Annotated in this window: 13 protein-coding genes; 3 read left to right on the forward strand and 10 right to left on the reverse strand. The window is 70.9% G+C overall.

The features are described 5' to 3' along the window. Positions 1-584 precede the first annotated feature (584 nt). Positions 585-1,244 (reverse strand): hypothetical protein, encoded by a 660-nt coding sequence (locus G4D86_RS42275; protein WP_164000258.1) that lies wholly within the window; start codon positions 1,242-1,244, stop codon positions 585-587. Next, positions 1,241-1,831: a hypothetical protein gene (locus G4D86_RS42280; protein ID WP_164000260.1), complete on the reverse strand. Its 591-nt coding sequence runs from the start codon at positions 1,829-1,831 to the stop codon at positions 1,241-1,243. The genes G4D86_RS42275 and G4D86_RS42280 overlap by 4 nt, the downstream gene beginning before the upstream one ends. Positions 1,832-2,164: 333 nt before the next feature. Here G4D86_RS42280 and G4D86_RS42285 point away from each other — a divergent pair, with 333 nt between their 5' ends. Together G4D86_RS42285 and G4D86_RS42290 are read left to right on the forward strand one after the other, a co-directional pair. Continuing rightward, positions 2,165-2,350 carry a hypothetical protein gene (locus tag G4D86_RS42285; RefSeq protein ID WP_164000262.1) on the forward strand — a complete coding sequence of 62 codons (186 nt, stop codon included), beginning with the start codon at positions 2,165-2,167 and terminating at the stop codon, positions 2,348-2,350. Continuing rightward, complete coding sequence (locus G4D86_RS42290) at positions 2,337-4,439, forward strand: recombinase family protein (RefSeq protein WP_164000264.1); 2,103 nt, start codon at positions 2,337-2,339, stop codon at positions 4,437-4,439. Before G4D86_RS42285 ends, G4D86_RS42290 begins: the two co-directional genes overlap by 14 nt. 655 nt (positions 4,440-5,094) lie before the next feature. Here G4D86_RS42290 and G4D86_RS42295 read toward each other — a convergent pair. The 4 genes from G4D86_RS42295 to G4D86_RS42310 all read right to left on the reverse strand — a co-directional run bounded on the left by G4D86_RS42295 (position 5,095) and on the right by G4D86_RS42310 (position 8,426). Beyond that, a complete protein-coding gene (locus G4D86_RS42295; RefSeq protein WP_164000266.1) occupies positions 5,095-5,616 on the reverse strand; it encodes a hypothetical protein in 522 nt (173 codons plus the stop codon). Then, positions 5,616-6,467 (reverse strand): caspase family protein, encoded by an 852-nt coding sequence (locus G4D86_RS42300; RefSeq protein WP_164000268.1) that lies wholly within the window; start codon positions 6,465-6,467, stop codon positions 5,616-5,618. Before G4D86_RS42300 ends, G4D86_RS42295 begins: the two co-directional genes overlap by 1 nt. Before the next feature lie 78 nt (positions 6,468-6,545). Then, positions 6,546-8,153 (reverse strand): phytoene desaturase family protein, encoded by a 1,608-nt coding sequence (locus G4D86_RS42305; protein WP_164000270.1) that lies wholly within the window; start codon positions 8,151-8,153, stop codon positions 6,546-6,548. A gap of 42 nt (positions 8,154-8,195) precedes the next feature. Further along, on the reverse strand, positions 8,196-8,426 hold the full coding sequence (locus G4D86_RS42310) for a CBS domain-containing protein (RefSeq protein WP_164000272.1): 231 nt from the start codon (positions 8,424-8,426) through the stop codon (positions 8,196-8,198). Between the two features lie 120 nt (positions 8,427-8,546). On the opposite strand from G4D86_RS42310, the gene G4D86_RS42315 reads away from it, so the two are divergent. Next, positions 8,547-9,371 (forward strand): SRPBCC family protein, encoded by an 825-nt coding sequence (locus G4D86_RS42315; protein WP_205520264.1) that lies wholly within the window; start codon positions 8,547-8,549, stop codon positions 9,369-9,371. Here G4D86_RS42315 and G4D86_RS42320 read toward each other — a convergent pair. The 4 genes from G4D86_RS42320 to G4D86_RS42335 all read right to left on the reverse strand — a co-directional run bounded on the left by G4D86_RS42320 (position 9,361) and on the right by G4D86_RS42335 (position 16,461). Further along, positions 9,361-9,927: a ferritin-like domain-containing protein gene (locus G4D86_RS42320; RefSeq protein WP_164000274.1), complete on the reverse strand. Its 567-nt coding sequence runs from the start codon at positions 9,925-9,927 to the stop codon at positions 9,361-9,363. The genes G4D86_RS42315 and G4D86_RS42320 overlap by 11 nt on opposite strands. A gap of 157 nt (positions 9,928-10,084) precedes the next feature. Beyond that, positions 10,085-12,880, reverse strand: coding sequence for a cation-translocating P-type ATPase (locus tag G4D86_RS42325; RefSeq protein ID WP_164000276.1), 2,796 nt, complete (start codon positions 12,878-12,880; stop codon positions 10,085-10,087). Further along, positions 12,877-14,733, reverse strand: coding sequence for a bifunctional acetyl-CoA hydrolase/transferase family protein/GNAT family N-acetyltransferase (locus G4D86_RS42330; protein WP_164000279.1), 1,857 nt, complete (start codon positions 14,731-14,733; stop codon positions 12,877-12,879). The genes G4D86_RS42325 and G4D86_RS42330 overlap by 4 nt, the downstream gene beginning before the upstream one ends. A gap of 132 nt (positions 14,734-14,865) precedes the next feature. Continuing rightward, positions 14,866-16,461 (reverse strand): acyl-CoA carboxylase subunit beta, encoded by a 1,596-nt coding sequence (locus G4D86_RS42335; RefSeq protein WP_164000281.1) that lies wholly within the window; start codon positions 16,459-16,461, stop codon positions 14,866-14,868. Between the last annotated feature and the right edge of the window lie 14 nt (positions 16,462-16,475).

Consider the following 16,475-nt stretch of genomic DNA (forward strand, 5'->3'; position numbering starts at 1 on the left):
CCCCTACCCCCTCCTGCCCCCCTTCCGGGGCGGCCGTCCCGTGGAAGGAATATTACTTCCACCATTCCCTTCTACCGGAGGGGGCTGACATGGCGGGTAGGCAGGGGACGCTCCTCCCTGGAGGTAGGCCCTCGTGGGCGAACCCTACCTCTCCCGCTTCGCCGATTCGGCTGGGACCCCGGCTGCCGACGCCTGACCTGCTTTCTCCCGCTTCGCCACGCTCACAGGGGATGAACCGTTCCGTGCTCCGCACGCATCGCGAGTGCGGTCCGCTGAGTCCTCGTGATTCAGGGCCGCGAGGCCGACGAGGCCTCCTGACGCCTTGGAGCGAGCAACTCTTGTTCGAGCGCCTCCTGACGCTTTGGAGTGCGCGCGATGGCGGTGGGTTCTCCCGGCACGCGCCGTGCCTGACTGATTCAGGCCGCTTGAAGTTCCTGTAATAGACCGAGCGCCCACGGGACGGTGTGACGCTTGCGCTTGGAGTCGCGGAGCGGGCGACATGCGGCCCCGGTGCCAGTTGGCTGGGTAACGCCCATGCTTTGCAGGACTCTTCCGCGCCCTGGATGAGTCCGCGCGGGCGAAGCCTACAGCTCCAGGCCGAAGAGGAAGATGGTGGAGGCGTCGTCCCCGCCCGGCTCGAAGACGTACGCCGCCACGGAGACGTTCCGGTACGCGAGCCCGAGATGGAAGCCGCGCTCGGCCACGGGACGCGCGCCGGTGGAGCGGGTCCACTGGAGGTTGACGCCGGCGCGCGCCCACTCCACGGGCCACAGGGACAGCTCCGTCCACGTGTAGAAGAAGTCCGCGTCCGAGCGCGCGAGGACGTACTCACTCTCCGACCAGAGCGCGAGCTTCCCGTACGAGAGCGCCAGCTCCAATCCGGGAGCAACGCCCTGTGTCGCTCCCAGCACGCCGCCCAGCATGGGCGTGAGCTCCAGCCGGAGCCGCTCGCCGACGCCCAGGTTCCACCCCACGAAGGCTGAGCCGGTGTGCAGGTCCTCGTAGTTGTAGCGGACCTCCAGGTGGAGGACGCCGGCCTCCGCGCGCACGCTCCCGTAGAGGTAGTCCCACCCCTCGCGCGGGCGGAAGTAGAGGGTGTCGGCCCCCACGGACACCGGAGGAAGCTCCTCCTCTTCGGAGGCATCCGCCGCGGACGCGGGCAGCGCGGAGCACAGGCCCAGCGCCGCCGTGAACGCACGGACGCGGTTGAAGCCCGGGGCCCGGGCTACCCCTCCCGGTGTCACTTCGAAGGACCACCCTCCGCCACCGTCACGCGCGGCGCGTGCACCTGCGTGGGTACCGGAGCCGGTACGTCGGGCGACTGCAAGCTCTTGTCCGCCATGCGGAACAGCCGATTGAGCACCTGGTCCATCGTCGAGCCCAGGACGCGGTCCGCGGAGAAGCCCACCGCGATGGAGACGATGGCGTAGGCGTAATCCACGGCCCGAAGGTTTCCGAGCACGATGCGGATGGCGGGGGGCTGCGCCGCCGAGGTCTGCCCGGTGGCCGACTCGATGCTGAAGAGCAGCCCCGACCTGGCCAGCAGGTAGAAGAGGAACGCCGCGAAGGCGCCAATCGCCGGGCGGACGAAGAGGTAATAGAAGAACTGCCGCCATACGGGCCCCCGCGCGGCGAGCACCGGCGGGTCGGAAGTCATGTTCGCGACGATGGCCCCCCCGGCACCGAGCAGGACGAGCGACACCAGCGGCAGGGGCAACCGGAGCACCGCCGGGGTGAGCGCGCCCTGGGGCGGGGGCAGCCAGACGTCGAGGTTGAAGAAGAAGGCCGCTACGAAGAGCAGCACCAGCAGCGCGCCGCTCAGGCTGCGCACCAGCAGGGCGAAGGCAACGCCCCGTTCATTCTGCCGCAGGCATTGCGGAAGTTGCCCAGGTCCACTACCGATGGCACCCACTGGTTGGCCAGCAGGTTCCCGTCCTGTACCGCGAACATCGCAAAGGGGAGCACGTTGCCATTTGCGAGCTACCCGATGGCTCGCGCGCGGTCGTCCCGGCATGGATGCTGGAGCGGGCGACCTGTGCGCCCCTGACGCTCGGCATTCCGCAGTGTTCTCTCGAGGCGCTGCGCGATTTACGCCGGTTGCTCGACGCGCTGGCGTCCGAGCACGCGTCGGCATCCACCACAGGCTTGGTGGTGGAGGGCGCGCATGGCCAACCACCAGGCAAGGAAGCCGCAGCAACTATCGCTACCGTTCGCAAGGGAGGCGAGTCCCCGATTCACCGAAGCGCAGCACCAGCAGGTGGTGTTGCTGCTCGCGCAACTCCTGCTGAGCGCCGTGCCTCCGGCAAGCGGCGGCGGCGCCGCAGCGGAGGCCGGCGATGAACCGCGCTGAGCTGCCAGAATCGGTCCTGCAGCGGCGCGCCATCGTCTACGTCCGCCAATCCACCGTCGCACAGGTCCAGGACAACATGGAGAGCCAGCGCCGCCAGTATGCGCTCGCGGACTTGGCTCGCGACTACGGCTTCCGCGACGTCGTCACGATTGATGACGACCTTGGCCGCTCGGCCAGCGGCCTTACCGCCCGTCCGGGCTTCGAGGCGCTGGTAGCCCAGCTGTGCCAGGGCCGCGTCGGAGCTGTCTTCTGCCTGGAGGCCTCCCGTCTGGCTCGCAACGGCCGCGAATGGCATCACCTCCTCGAGTTGTGTGGTCTCGTGGATGCGCGCGTTGTCGACGGCGATGGTGTGTACGACCCGAGTGTGCCGAACGACCGACTGCTTCTCGGATTGAAAGGGACTATCAGCGAATTCGAGCTGACCCTGATGCGTCGCCGCCTCGTCGAAGGAGCGCAGGCCAAGGCACGGCGCGGAGAACTCCATATTCCCGTGCCGGTCGGTTACCTGTGGTCCCATGACACAGCCTTGGAGATGGACCCGGACCGTCGCGTGCAGGAAGCCATCCGTACAGTCTTCCGACTCTTCGGGCGCCTGGAAAGTGCGCGGCAGGTGCATCTGCACATGTGCCGCGAGCGCAACCTCTTCCCACGGCCGAGCGACGGCAAGCGGTTGGGCGCGCCACGGTGCTGGACGCCGCCGACCTACCGCAACATCATCAGCGTGCTAGAGAATCCGTTCTACGCGGGCGTTTATGCGTATGGGAAGTCGGCCCAGCACACCCAGCTCGTCGAGGGGCGTCTGGCGAAGAGCTACGGGCATCCCCGTCCCATGCAGCAATGGACGGTGCTGCTGCGAGACCACCATGCAGGCTACGTCAGCTGGGAAGAATTCGAGCACAACCAAGACCTCCTCCGGCGAAACGCGCACCGCCGCCCCGCTGGCAGCGCGAAGGCGGCAAGAGGCGGAAAGGCGCTGCTCTCGGGCCTACTGCGCTGCCGCCGCTGTGGACGCATGCTCTTCGTGGCGTACACCGGGCGTCTGCCGCGCCGGGCGCGCTACCTCTGTCACCAAGGCCACGAGGCCCACGGCACCGCGCCCTGCATCTCCTTCGGTGCCTCTCGGCCAGATGACCTCATTACGGCCGAGGTGCTGCGGGCCGTCTCTCCCGTCGCCGTGGAGGCAGCGATAGCCGCAATGGACCTCGCCCAGCAGCAACAAGCCGAGCGGCGTCGCGCGCTCGAGCTTGAGAGGGAGCAGGCACACTATGAGGTGCGCCTCGCGCAGCGTCGCTACGAGGCCGTCGACCCGGACAACCGACTCGTTGCCGCGGAACTGGAAGCGCGGTGGAATGCGGCGCTCACCCAGCTGCGTGCATGTGAGCAGCGCATCAGCGAGGGGGAGCCCACGCCTGCCGCCGTCCCTGACCGCGAAGTGCTGTTGCGATTGGCGGGCGACCTGCGCGTGGCATGGGACGCCCCGGGGACGGATTCCGCCCTGAAGCAGCGCCTGGTGCGCACCCTGATTGAGGAGATAGTCGTCGACGTCGACGATACCCGCCGTGAGCTGGTGCTCCTCATCCACTGGCGGGGCGGGCAACATTCGGAGGTGCGGGGACGCAAGCCCGCCACGGGAGAGCACCGCAGGCGCGCCTCCGCCGACGCGGATGCGCTGATTCGTGCGATGGCTGGCGAGCAGTCTGACGCGGCCATCGCGGTGCGTCTCAACCAGGAGGGCCACCGAACTGGTCAGGGCCTTGAGTGGACCGAGTGTCGCGTCGCCGCGTACCGGCGGACGGCCCGGATTCCAGCCTACGCCCCCGCTCGTGATGACAGCGATTGGCTCACGATGCGTGATGCGGCTGCAGCCCTCGGCGTGCCGGACCAGGTGATTCGCAAACTCATCCAGTGTGGATTGCTGCCCGCCAAGCAGGTGATGCCGGATGCGCCGTGGCAGATTCGAGTGGAGGACCTGCGAACCCCGCACGTGCTTGAGGCAGTCCAGAAGCGTCGTACGAGCCCGCGGGGCGCCCGCAAGCCTCGCCGCCGCGCGAAGAGGCCGACAACAACCCGAAGAGGTAATGCACAATGAAGCCCCCATTGCGAGCTGCCGGAAGTGCTGCTCGGACTGCTCGTTCACCAGGCGCAACGCACCGCGCAGCACGTTCCGGGCGAACACCAGGCTCCGGTCGCCATCGGGGCCCGCTGCCCCGGGCCGGCTGGAGGACTCCAGCACCTGCTTCACCGCCAACGGGAGGGGGCCGGAGCTGCCGTCGGGCCCCAGCCAGGTCTGGCGGGAGATGGGCTCCTGGATGTTGCGGCGGAACTGCTCCTCCACCTCCAGCGCCTGCGGGGCCAGCATGCCTGGCGGCATGAGCATCAGGAGGTCCGCGGACACGCCGTGCACGAGCCCCCAGAACTGCGGGTCATCCCTCCGCAGTCGCGGGCGCTTGCGGGGACCCGCGATGCACGACTTCGCCAACCCGAGCCGGTAGAGGAGTTGCTCGAGCATCCGCTGTTCCTCTGGCGAGCCCTGCACTTGAAGGAAGCGCAGCGTGGACTCCATGGCCTGCAGCTTCGCCCAGAGCACGCCCCGGGACGGGAACCACCTGCCGGCTCCGCTCGACTCCGGCGCGCTCACGAACCGCTCGTCCGGATGCGGCGCGGCGCTGGTCGTCATCGGGATTCCTCCTCTGGGGTCAAGGTGCCCATGCGGCTCCAGGCGCGACAGGGGCCAGGCCCCCTCCTCAATCGGACGGGCGAAGGGGCGGCAGCAGCCGCTCCAGCTCCTGCCGGGCCTCGTCGAGCTCCGCCTCCTCCCCTCCTCCACGCATGGAGCCGCCCTTCGAGATGATGACGTAGCCGGCAGTCAACGCTCGCTGGTACTTCAAGGCGGCGGCTCCCGTCTCGTCATCCAACAGGCCGAAGTCCTTCGTGAGCTGCGCCCACAACGCGGCCCTCGCCGTCTCGAGCTGTCCGAGCAGCTCACGGGACCGCTCCGAGTCGATGCCGCCTCCCTCGACCTCCAGGCAGGCCACCAGAAAGTCGCAGGCTCCCAGGCACGAGCGAACCCGGAGAAACGCCGCCACCCTTGCCTTGCCCAGCTCCAGGGTGACCGCCTGGTTCCTCCGGTAGCGCTCGAGCGCCCTGCTCGCGAAGTAGGCAAAGACGCCGGCCACCAGGGCGAGCAGCCCCTTGTCGAGGAACATCAGGATGAGCTTTTCCCAGAAGGGCTCCATCAGCGGCCGTCCGTCACGGCACTCCCGCATCACACGGTGAAGGGCCTCTGGTGCTCGAACTCCGGAGCCCTGGCGCCCAGCACCTCGTACGCGGGAGACTGCGTGGGGGGCATCCTCTTCACCATGCGCAGCGAGAGCGTCCGGTAGTTCCCCTTGAACCGCCCGTCCTGCCACACCTCCAGGAGCCGGGTGATGAAGGCACTGTGCTGCTCGCCATCCTCGGCGACCTGTGCGTCCCGACAGCTCGACAGGTGAATCACCTTCGCGTGGATGTCCGCGTCCGGCTCCCGGGGAAGCTGCGAGAGCAGCGCCATGTAGTCGGCACGATGCTGTGAGAAGGTACGCTGGACGACCGGCATGGGCAGGAGTCGGAAGACCGGCATCCGACGCGGCGGCGGTCGCGGTGCCGCCTCCTTCTCCAGCTCCATCGTGGAGCGAAGGAGCTCGTAGGGAATCCGCGCGACGGTTCCCGTGTGACACGTGTCCGTGAGGAGGAACACCCGGACGTCCTCGCGGAGGAGCGCGAGCTTCGCGTAGACGGCCTGGACGGGAAGCATGCCGTCATGGAGGCACCACGTCTCGACGAGTCCGCTCGCCCGCGTACCAGTCACGTCGGGGAGCTGACCTCCAAAGCCCGAGTAGCTCATGAAGAGGAGGTCGCCGCCCTGGAGGGAATCCGCGGCGGCCTGCAGCGCGGTGAGCACCTGGAAGCGGCTTGCGTCGCTTCCCACCAGACAGGTGGTCTCGAGCCCCTCGGCCCGGACGATGTCCGCCAACGTCGTGGCATCAGCCTCGGCCGCGCGCAGGGTAGGAATGGCGCCGGCGTAGTGCTCCTGGCTCAAGGTATTCAAGCCGATGGTCAGTGCGACTCCCCTGGGCATGCAGCGCCTCCTCTCGTGTCCTGGCCCGCGTCCAGGAGCAGGGTTGTGCGGGGAGCGCCGGGGGTTCGGCCCCGGAGCTCACAAGGGCGGCGCATCCGCCTCGGCGCTCCAGGAGCGGCCCCAGCCCAGGTGGTGGCGGAGCCTGGCGCGCCGCTCGACGTAGTGCTCGGCGGCATGGGCGGCGAGCCTCCCGGAGAGCAGCACCGGAGAGATGCCCATGGAGAGCACCCCCTGTCCGGCGAGGAAGAGCCCCGGCACCGGCGTGCGGGTGTGGAAGCGGAAGCGACCCGTCTGCCGCGGCGTCATCGCCGGGCCGTAGGGGCCGCCATGCGGCGCGCGCAGGGAGTCCACCCACGTCAGCGGCGTGGCCACCTCGCGCACGGCGATGTCTCCGACGAGGCCCGGCAGGCGCGCCTCCACCTCGCACAGCATCCGGTCCGCCAGCGCCTCCTTCCGCGCGTGGTAGCCCTCCCCTCGCGCCTGGGGCGGCACCGAGGCCCAGCGCTCGAACATCGCCTCCGGCACGAAGGTGCTCACCTCCAACGTCGAACAACCGGGCGGCGCCAGGCGTCCCGCCGTGTCCTTGAGCGAGTTGGACGAGAGGAAGAGCGGAAGCTCCGGCGGCAGCAAGCCCCGCTCCAGCGGCGCGAAGAGGCCGTCGAGGTCCGTGGAGGGGTAGCTCCAGAGATTCGCCGCGCTCATGCCGTACCGGCGCAAGTCACGCCGCAGGCCGAGGTAGACGACGGCCATGCCCGTCGACGGCACGGTGCGGGACACGCGCGCCTGGAGCGCCGCGGGCAGGCTCTCGGGGCCCACGAGGTGGCCCAGTGTCACGGTGGGGTCCACATCGGACACGACGACATCGGCCTCGAAGGCCTCTCCGTCCTCCAACTCCACGCCGGTGACGACGCCCCGCGAGAGGTGGATGCGCCGCGCCGCCGCGCCGGTGCGGAACGCGACGCCCCGGGCACGGGCGGCCTCCACCAGGGCCGCGAGCAGGGCCCCGCCCCCACCCCGGGGGAAGAAGGCCCCTTCGGAGTAGTCCGCGATGACCGCGAGCGCGGCCATCGCGGCCGCGCGGCCCGGAGGCAACCCCCAGTCACCGCCCATCGCGGACAACGCCGCGCGCGCCCGCTCGTCCTCCAGGTGTCGCCGGAGGAAGTCGCCCCACGTGCCCCGGCTCAGGCGCCACAGCGTGGGCAGCACCCGCAGCGGCCGCAGGTCCGAGGCATGGTGCCCCGCGCCCCGTGGCCGCGACGCGAGCGCCATCAAGTCCCGCACGCCCGACAGCGTCTCGAAGACCTCGGCGAGGCCCGCGGCCTCCGCCGGGAAGAGGGCCTGGAGCCGGTCGCGAAAGCGCTCCAGCCCCGCGCAGTTGCGCACCTCGAAGTCCGGGAAGCGGTAGATGTCGAAGCCGTCGGGCTCGAACTCGCTGAAGAGGGCCGAGGCGTCGATTCCCAGTCCCGCGAGCTGCTCATACATGAGCTGCCCGGGACGGCACCCGCCCACGTAGTTGATGCCGACGTCGAAGGTGAAGCCCTCGCGCTCGAAGGGCGCCAGGCTGCCGCCCAGCTGCTGCCGCTGCTCCAGGGCCGTCACCTCGAAACCCGAGCGCGCCAGCCAGGCCGCCGCCGAGAGTCCTCCCGCGCCGGTGCCAATCACCACCGCCTTGAGTGTCCCATCCATGTTCCGGCTCCCCACTCTCTCCGGGCTTCGCAACGCCGAAGCTCAAGGCCCCTGGTTCTCCCGCACGGCGGCGGACGTCTGGCCCAGCTCCGCGGAGAGCAGCACCAACACGTCGTCCAGGGACACCAGGCCCGCCACGCGGCCCTGCCCGTCGACGATGGGCAGGCGGCGCACGCCGCACGGCCCGATGGCGGGGACTCCCCGCGCACGTCCTCCTTCCAGGTATGCAGCGCACCCCCGCGCCGGGATGCAACCCGCCGGAGCAGGGGGCATGGGGAGCGCTGCCCCTCCATCTCGGGGACTGGAAAGGACCTGCGCCGTGCCGGGTGGCGGGCGGCGCACCTACCTTGGATGAGGCACGACGGCGGAGCCGTGCAACCGAGGAGACAGCGCATGGAGACGACACCGTCACGCGAGGCGCCACGGGCCCCCCACCCTCCCCTGGAGCGGCCGACGTCCCTGCTGGGGCCGGCCCTCGGCGCGGGGGTGACCATGGGCCCCTCGCTGGTGCTGGACCTCGCGTGGGCCTCGGCGATGACGGCGGTCATGCTCGGCGGGCGCCCGCGGAGCCGGCTGCTCCGGGTGGTCACCTCGGTGGCGTCGCTCATGCCGTGGAGCTGGCTGCTGCTTCGCCCGTGGATGCTGTACTGGGGCGCGAGCGCGGAGGAGGTCACCCGCGCCCTGCCCGGAGACGGGCTCGTCCCCAACCCGGTGGGCGGGAGCACGCGCGCCGTCACCATCCACGCCCGTCCCGAGGACGTGTGGCCGTGGCTGGTGCAGCTCGGCTACGGCCGCGGGGGCTGGTACAGCTACGACGTGCTGGAGCAGGCCGCGGGGGCCGCGCGGTTCGTCGAGGGCCACTCCGCGGACCACGTGCTTCCCCAGCTCCAGGGGCTGAAGGTCGGTGACGTCATTCCGATGAGTCGCTGGACGGGGATGCAGGTGGTGGAGCTGGAGCCCGCGCGCGCGCTCGTCCTGCGGTCGGCAATTGACGACGAGGCCCCGGCCTGGGGCATGTCGAGCTGGGCGTTCGTGCTCGAACCCGTGGGTGAGGGAAGGACGCGTCTGCTCGTGCGCGGGCGGGCGGGCGCGGACCCGCGAAGGTGGGTGGCGAGGGCGCTCGGCCAGCTCATCGAGCTCCCGCACTTCGTCATGGAGCGGAAGATGCTGCTCGGTTTGAAGGCGCGGGCCGAGCGGGCGAGCCCTTTCAGCTGTTGAGCATGGGGCGGCCCTGGTGCGCGACGAGGAGGTCATGCATGTCATTGGCATGCTCCTCCTCCTTGGCGAGGATTTCCTCCAGCATCCGCCGCGTGGTCGGGTCGTGGTTGGCGAAGTAGCGGACCATCTCCCGGTAGGTCTCGATGGCGATGCGCTCGGCGACGAGGTTCTCTCGAATCATCTCCACCAGGTTCTGTCCCTCGGCATACTCGCTCGCGCTGCGCGTCAGCAGCCCGTCGGGGTTGAAGTTCGCCTTGCCGCCGAGCTGGTTGATTCGCTCGGCGAGCATGAGGGCGTGCTGCTGCTCCTCGCGCGCGTGCTGGCCGAACTCCCGCTTCACCGATTCGCTGTTGATGCCCACCGCGCCCACGTAGTGGGCGGTGTAGCGGAGCACGCACACGATTTCCGTGGCCAGCGCGTCGTTGAGCAGCGCGATGGTGGCCGCCACGTCGCCCTCGTAGCCCGAGGTGAGCGAGCCCTCCTCCAGGTGCGCGCGTGCGCGACGGCGAATCTCCTGGATGTCCGTGACGAAGGGATTCTGAAGCTGGTCGGCCATGGCATCTCCCGAGCGTCCCCGCCCTCCCGGGCCGGCGGATGCGCGGCCGGGCCGGAAGTCCGGGAAGGGTTTCGGAAGAAACTGGGGAGGCGGAAGGCGGGACGCAGCAGGCACGCGCGTTCCGCGAGCCGCCGCACGCCCGGGCGCCGCTCCCGCCTCACGACGGAGGACGGCCCTCCCGCACCACCAGCCGAGGCGCCGTCCGCCCCGCCGCACTCCGCTCGCCCTTCCCCGGAGCAGCGGGTGCCGGCAACCCGTCCCGAGCCCGCCCACCCGCGCGGGGCCGGGAGCGGCGGACCCACGCCTTGCGCGCCTCCTCCAGCGCCAGCATCCCCACGGCGAACGGCAACATGAAGAGCCACGTGCCCCCTGGCAGCGGAGCCGTGGCGAAGACGCGGTTGCCCCACGGCGTGTAGACGAGCAAGAGGAGCAGCAGCAGCTCCACCCCCACGCCCAGCAGCAGCAGCGGGTTGTCGCGCGGCCGCACGGGGAAGGTGGGCGCGCGCTCCGTCCGGCACAGGAGCACGTTGGCCACCTGCATCACCACGATGGCGCCCAGGCACGCGGCCATCCCCTGGAGGTGCAGCGGGGAGTTCCACGGCAGCGGTGCACCGTAGCGCCAGCCGCCGCGCTCCAGCACGAAGAAGAAGGTGGCCATGGCGGCCGTGGCCTCCATCCCCCCGAGGAAGAGATAGGCGCGCAAGAGCAGCGGCGCGTCCAGCAGCCGCTTCCGGAAGTCCGAGGGCGGCTGGCGCATCACCCGGGCATGGGGCGGCTCCGCCCCCAGTGCCAGCGCGGGCAGCATGTCCGTGCCCAGGTCCACCGCGAGGATTTGCAGGATGCTCAGCGGCAGGGGAATCCGCAGCAGCACGAAGGCCAGGTAGGGGACGATTTCCGGGACGTTGGAGGAGAGGATGTACGTGAGGAACTTGCGGATGTTGGAGTAGACGGCGCGCCCCTCCTCCACCGCGGCGACGATGCTGGCGAAGTTGTCGTCCGTGAGCACCACGTCCGCGGCCTCGCGCGCCACATCCGTGCCCGACAGCCCCATGGCGATGCCGATGTGCGCCTCCTTCAGCGCGGGCGCGTCGTTCACCCCATCTCCGGTGACGGCCACCACCTCCCGCTTGCGCTTGAGGGCCATCACCACGCGCCGCTTGTCCACCGGGGCCACGCGGGCGAAGACAATCTCGGGCGCATCCAGCGCGAGCTGGAGCTGCACGTCCGACAGCCGCCGCAGCTCCTCGCTTGTGAGCACCACCGGCCGCTCCGTGCGCACCAGCCCCGCCTGCCGCGCCACCGCCTCCGCCGTGCGCGGGTGGTCCCCGGTGACGAGGATGACGCGGATGCCCGCCTCGCGGCAGCGCCGGAGGGCCCCCGGCACCGCGGGACGGATGGGGTCCTCCATTCCCACCAGCCCCGAAAGCACCAGTCCCTCCTCCCAGTGCTCCCGCTCCACGCCCTCCGCCAGGGGGCGGTACGCGAAGGTCAGCACGCGCAGGCCCTCGCGCGCGAGCACCTCGCCCGCGCTCCGGAAGCGCTCCGCCACCTCGGGCGTCAGCGGCCGCACACCGTCCTCCGTCTCCACCTCCCGGCACAGGGGCAGCACCGCCTCCAGCGCGCCCTTTGTGTGGAGGACGCGGCCCGCGGGCAGGCGGTGCAGGGTGGACAGGCGCTTGCGCTCGGGGTCGAAGGACAGCTCGTCCTCGCGCGGCGCCGTTGGCTGCCCCGGCAGCGCGCGGGTGCCCAGGTGCACCAGCGCCAGCTCCATCGGGTCGCCGACCAGCGTCGGCTCGCCATTCCGGCGCACCTCCTGCAGCGTGTGGCACGAGCGCGCCCCCTCGAAGAGGCGCCGGTGGGGGCCGACCAGCGCGCGCAGCGCCTCGGGCGAGGTAGCGTGGCGCCCGCTGTCGACGAAGACGGCGCGCGCCTCCATCCGGTTCTCCGTGAGGGTGCCCGTCTTGTCGGTGCAGATGACGGTGGCCGAGCCCAGCGTCTCCACGGAGACGAGGTTTCTCACCACCACGTTGCGCTTCGCCATGCGCTGCGAGGCCATGGCCAGCGACAGGGTGACGGTGGGCAGGAGCCCCTCGGGCACGTTGGCCACGATGATGCCAATGGCGAACAGCACGTTCTCCCAGGTCGGCAGCCCCAGCGCGCGGCCGATGAGGAAGAAGGCGCCGCCGAGCACCGTGGCCAGCACCGCGACGATGCGGCCCAGCCGGACGATTTCCCGCTGCAGCGGGGAGAGCTCCGCCGTCGTCGCTTGCGTGAGGTGGGCAATCTTCCCGAACTCGGTCTGCATGCCGGTGGCGAAGACGAGCGCCCGCAGCCGTCCGCTGGTGAGGAAGGTGCCCGCCAGCACCACGTTGGGGCTGTGCAGCAGTTGCTCCTCCTGGCTGGGCCCGGCCTCGCGAGGCTCCGCGGCGGACTCGCCGGTGATGGTGGCGTTGTTCACCTGCGCGGCGTGGGCCTCCAGCACGCGCGCGTCCGCGGGCACCTGGTCCCCCGCCTCCAGCACGAACACGTCCCCGGGCACCAGCGCGGCGGCCGACAGCAGTGAGAGCTCGCCGTCGCGCAGCACCTTCACCGCGTCCGGCAGCAGCCGGCGCAGCGACTGGAGGGCCCGCTCCGCCCGGTATTCCTGGACGAAGGAGAACAGCCCATTGATGACGATGACGCCCAGGATGGCGAAGCCCAGCGTCCCCATCCCCTGCCCCGGCTCCCGCCACGCCGACAGGAAGGCCAGGGCCGCGGCCACCCAGAGCACGAGCGCGAAGAAGTGGGTGAACTGCCGCAGGAGCCGGCGCGCCAGCGACTCCTGCTCGGCACGGGAGACCTGGTTGGGCCCGAACTCGCGCAGGCGGCGCTCCACCTCCGCGGTGGCGAGCCCCTCGGCGCGGCTGTCCAGGCTGCGCAGGCTCTCGTCCACCGTGAGGTGATGAATCTTCATGGGCCCGTCGGGAAGCGCAGCTCCAGGTGGTACACGCCGTCCTCGCGGAGCGTGCGGATGGGCAGGCCGCTCTCCTGGAAGACGTCCAGCATGGGCTTGTTCGTCACCAGCACGTCCGCCTGGAAGCCGGGGATGCCGCGCGCGGCGGCGGCCTCGCGGATGCGCCGCATCAGCACCGTGCCCACGCCCCGGCCCTGCCAGTCATCGCGCACCACGAAGGCCACGTCCGCCAGCCGCGTGGCCGGGTCCACGTCGTAGCGCACCACGCCCACCACCTCGTCCGTCCCCGGCGGGCAGGCCACCAGCGCCATGCTGTGCTCGTAGTCGAGGTCGACCAGCCGCTGCATCTCCTCGTGCGGGTGCGTCTTCTTCAGCTCCAGGAAGCGCCGGTAGCAGCTGTCGCTGGACAGGCCGTACATCAACTCCTGCAGCGCGCGCTCGTCGGTGATTCGCGCCGGGCGGATGAGCAGCGCGTCCCCGGACAGCGAGTGCTCCAGCCGCGCCTCGGCCCACGGGTAGCGCGCGCGGGGCACCACCTGGTCCGGCAGCACCCACCTGCGGCCCTTGGCCGCCGCCATCAGCTCGCCGCGGAAGTCCGGGTGGGCGATGTCGATGAGCGCCAGCGCGCGCTCGCGGATGTTCTTCCCCCACAGGTCCGCCACGCCGTACTCCGTCACCACGTAGTGCACGTCGCCCCGGCTGGTGACGACGCCCGTGCCCGGCTCCAGCGCCGCCTGGATGCGGCTCACCGTGCCGCCCTTCGCCGTCGAGGGCAGCGCGATGATGGGCTTTCCACCCCGGCTCCGGCGCGCCCCGCGCAGGAAGTCCACCTGCCCGCCGATGCCCGAGTAGAAGCACCCGCCCAGCGTGTCCGCCGCCACCTGGCCCGTGAGGTCCACCGCCAGCGCGCCGTTGATGGCAATCATGGTGTCGTTGCCCGCCACGGTCAGCGGGTCATTGGTGAAGTCGCTCGGCCGCATCTCGATGGCCGGATTCTCATGGGCCCACGCATAGAGCTCGCGGCTGCCCATGATGAAGGACGTCACCAGCTTGCCCGGCAGGAGCGTCTTCTTCCGCCCGGTGATGACGCCCGCCTCCACCAGGCGCATGACGCCGTCGGACAGCATCTCCGTGTGGACACCCAGCTCGTGGTGGCCGCCCAGCTGGGCCAGCACCGCGTCCGGAATCTTCCCGATGCCAGTCTGAAGCGTGGCCCCGTCCGGAATCATCCGCGCGAGGTGCGCGCCAATCTGCCGGGAGACTTCGTCCGCTGCTTCCGGGTGCGCCTCCAGCAGGGGCGAGTCCACCGGCACCAGGTGGTGGATGCGGCGCACGTCCAGGAACGAGTCCCCGTGCGTGCGGGGCATGTTCGGGTTCACCTCCGCGATGAGCAGCGTGGCGGCGTCCACCGCGCCGCGCACGATGTCCACGGACACACCGAGGCTGACGTAGCCGTGGGCATCCGGCGGGCTCACCTGGAGCAGCGCCACGTCGATGCGCACGCGGCGGCTCCGGATGAGCTCCGGAATCTCCGACAGGAACACCGGCATGAAGTCCGCGCGGCCCTCCTGCACGGCCTGGCGCACGTTGGAGCCGATGAAGAAGGCGGTGTGGCGGAAGCGCCGCGCGTGCTCGGGCTCCACATAGGGCGCCGGGCCGAGCGTGAGCAGGTGCACCACCTCGTTGTCGGCCAGGTGCTCACCCTTCTCGACCAGGGCCCGCACCAGCGTCACCGGCTCCGCCGCCCCCGAGCCGATGAGGATGCGCCTCCCCGGGAGGATGCCGCGAATCGCCTGCTCGGCCGTCACCACCCTGTCCGCGTACCGCTGGCGCCAGTCCTGTTGCTCGTGCATGCCCCTGCGTTAAGCATCGCGCGTTCCGACGGCCCGAGTGGCGGCCTGGCACCACGAGGCGCAGTCCCTGCGCGGCGGCAGCCGCGGCCACGCAACCGTTGCACCGCCCTGCTCCCTGCCTGCCACCACGCCTCACCAGGTGTCGATGAACCGGCGCCGCCCCTCGCGCACCGGCTTGGGGACGGAGCGCAGACCCCGGAGAAGCCAGGCGCGCGTCTCCGCGGGGTCGATGACGGCATCGAGCTCCAGCAGCGACGCCATGTTGAGGGCGGTGCCGCGCTGGTGGGCCTCGGCAATCAGCGCCTTCGTCATGTCCTCCCGGGCCGCCGGGTCTTCGATGGCCTCCAGCTGCTTGCGCATGCCGATGCGCACGGCGCCCTCCAGGTTCATCCCGCCGAACTCGCCCGTGGGCCAGGACACGTTGAACACGGGCGCGTGGAAGTGCCCGCCCGCCATGGCCTGCGCCCCCAGCCCGTAGCCCCGCCGCAGCACGACGGAGAAGAACGGCACGCAGAGGCTGGCGGCCCCCACGAACATGCGCGAGACGTGGCGCACCAGCGCCGTCTCCTCGGCCTTGGGGCCCACCATGAAGCCGGGCGTGTCACACAGCGAGACGATGGGGAGGCCGAACGCGTCGCAGAGCTGGAAGAAGCGCGCGGCCTTGTCGGCGGCGCTCGCGTCAATGGCCCCGCCGAGGTGGAACGTGTCGTTGGCGATGAGTCCGAGCGGCTGCCCCTCGAGCCGCACCAGCGCCGTCACCAGGCTGCGCCCGAAGTCCTTTCGCAGCTCCAGCACGGAGCCCGTGTCCGCCAGCGTCTCGATGATGGGGCGGACCTTGTACGCGCGGCGGCGGTTCTCCGGCAGCGCATCCCGCAGCCGCTCCTGCGGCGCGCAGGCCCCCGGCGCGACGGGCCCCTGGAAATAGGAGAGGTACTGCTTCGCGACGGCCACGCCCTCCGCCTCGTCGCGCACGCGCACGTCGATGACGCCGTTGCGCGTCTGCACGTCCGCGGGGCCAATCTCCTCCGGCGCGAAGGAGCCGAGCCCTCCGCCCTCAATCATCGCCGGGCCACCCATGCCGATGTTGCTGTCGTCGGTGGCGATGATGACGTCGCAGCTCCCCAGCAGGGCCGCGTTGCCGGCGAAGCACCGCCCCGAGACGAGACCCACGCGCGGGACGAGCCCCGACAGTGAGGCGAAGGCCAGGAAGCTGGGCGTGTCGAGCGCCGACACGGTGTGCGTGTCCGTGTCGTTGGGCCGCCCGCCGCCCCCTTCCGCGAAGAACACCACCGGCACGCGCCACTGCGCGGCGAGCGCGAGCATGCGGTCCAGCTTCCGGTGGCCCACCAGCCCCTGAGTGCCGGCGAAGACGGTGTAGTCGTAGGCGAGCACCATCGTGCGTGCGCGCTCTTCGTCGAAGAGGGCGCGGTTGACGGTGCCCGTCCCGCAGATGAGGCCGTCCGCGGGGCTCGCCCGGACGAGGTCGTCCATGGAGCGCGTGGAGCGCTGCGCCGCGAGCGCGAGCCCGCCGTATTCCGAGAAGCTCCCCGCATCCACGAGGTCGGCGATGTTCTCCCGCGCCGTGCGCTGGCCCGTCTTCCGCCGCCGGGCCACCGCCTCCGGACGGCCTGCGTCCGTGGTGGCCGCGAGCCGCTCGCGAAGCGCCGCGAGCTCCGGGCGGACCTCGCCGGGAGGGGGACTTCCGCCATCGCCATTCGTGTCGCTCATGCGCGCGGGATGAT

The organism is Pyxidicoccus caerfyrddinensis, from assembly GCF_010894405.1.
GTDB classification, from domain to species: domain Bacteria; phylum Myxococcota; class Myxococcia; order Myxococcales; family Myxococcaceae; genus Myxococcus; species Myxococcus caerfyrddinensis.

Excerpts from the sequence above, each read along its gene's own strand:
- G4D86_RS42300 (WP_164000268.1), bottom strand. The coding sequence starts at position 6,467 with ATGCCCAGGGGAGTCGCACTGACCATCGGCTTGAATACCTTGAGCCAG.
- G4D86_RS42290 (WP_164000264.1), top strand. The coding sequence starts at position 2,337 with ATGAACCGCGCTGAGCTGCCAGAATCGGTCCTGCAGCGGCGCGCCATC.
- G4D86_RS42320 (WP_164000274.1), bottom strand. The coding sequence starts at position 9,927 with ATGGCCGACCAGCTTCAGAATCCCTTCGTCACGGACATCCAGGAGATT.
- G4D86_RS42325 (WP_164000276.1), bottom strand. The coding sequence starts at position 12,880 with ATGAAGATTCATCACCTCACGGTGGACGAGAGCCTGCGCAGCCTGGAC.
- G4D86_RS42310 (WP_164000272.1), bottom strand. The coding sequence starts at position 8,426 with ATGCCCCCTGCTCCGGCGGGTTGCATCCCGGCGCGGGGGTGCGCTGCA.
- G4D86_RS42295 (WP_164000266.1), bottom strand. The coding sequence starts at position 5,616 with ATGCGGGAGTGCCGTGACGGACGGCCGCTGATGGAGCCCTTCTGGGAA.
- G4D86_RS42335 (WP_164000281.1), bottom strand. The coding sequence starts at position 16,461 with ATGAGCGACACGAATGGCGATGGCGGAAGTCCCCCTCCCGGCGAGGTC.
- G4D86_RS42315 (WP_205520264.1), top strand. The coding sequence starts at position 8,547 with ATGGAGACGACACCGTCACGCGAGGCGCCACGGGCCCCCCACCCTCCC.
- G4D86_RS42305 (WP_164000270.1), bottom strand. The coding sequence starts at position 8,153 with ATGGATGGGACACTCAAGGCGGTGGTGATTGGCACCGGCGCGGGAGGA.
- G4D86_RS42330 (WP_164000279.1), bottom strand. The coding sequence starts at position 14,733 with ATGCACGAGCAACAGGACTGGCGCCAGCGGTACGCGGACAGGGTGGTG.
- G4D86_RS42285 (WP_164000262.1), top strand. The coding sequence starts at position 2,165 with ATGGCCAACCACCAGGCAAGGAAGCCGCAGCAACTATCGCTACCGTTC.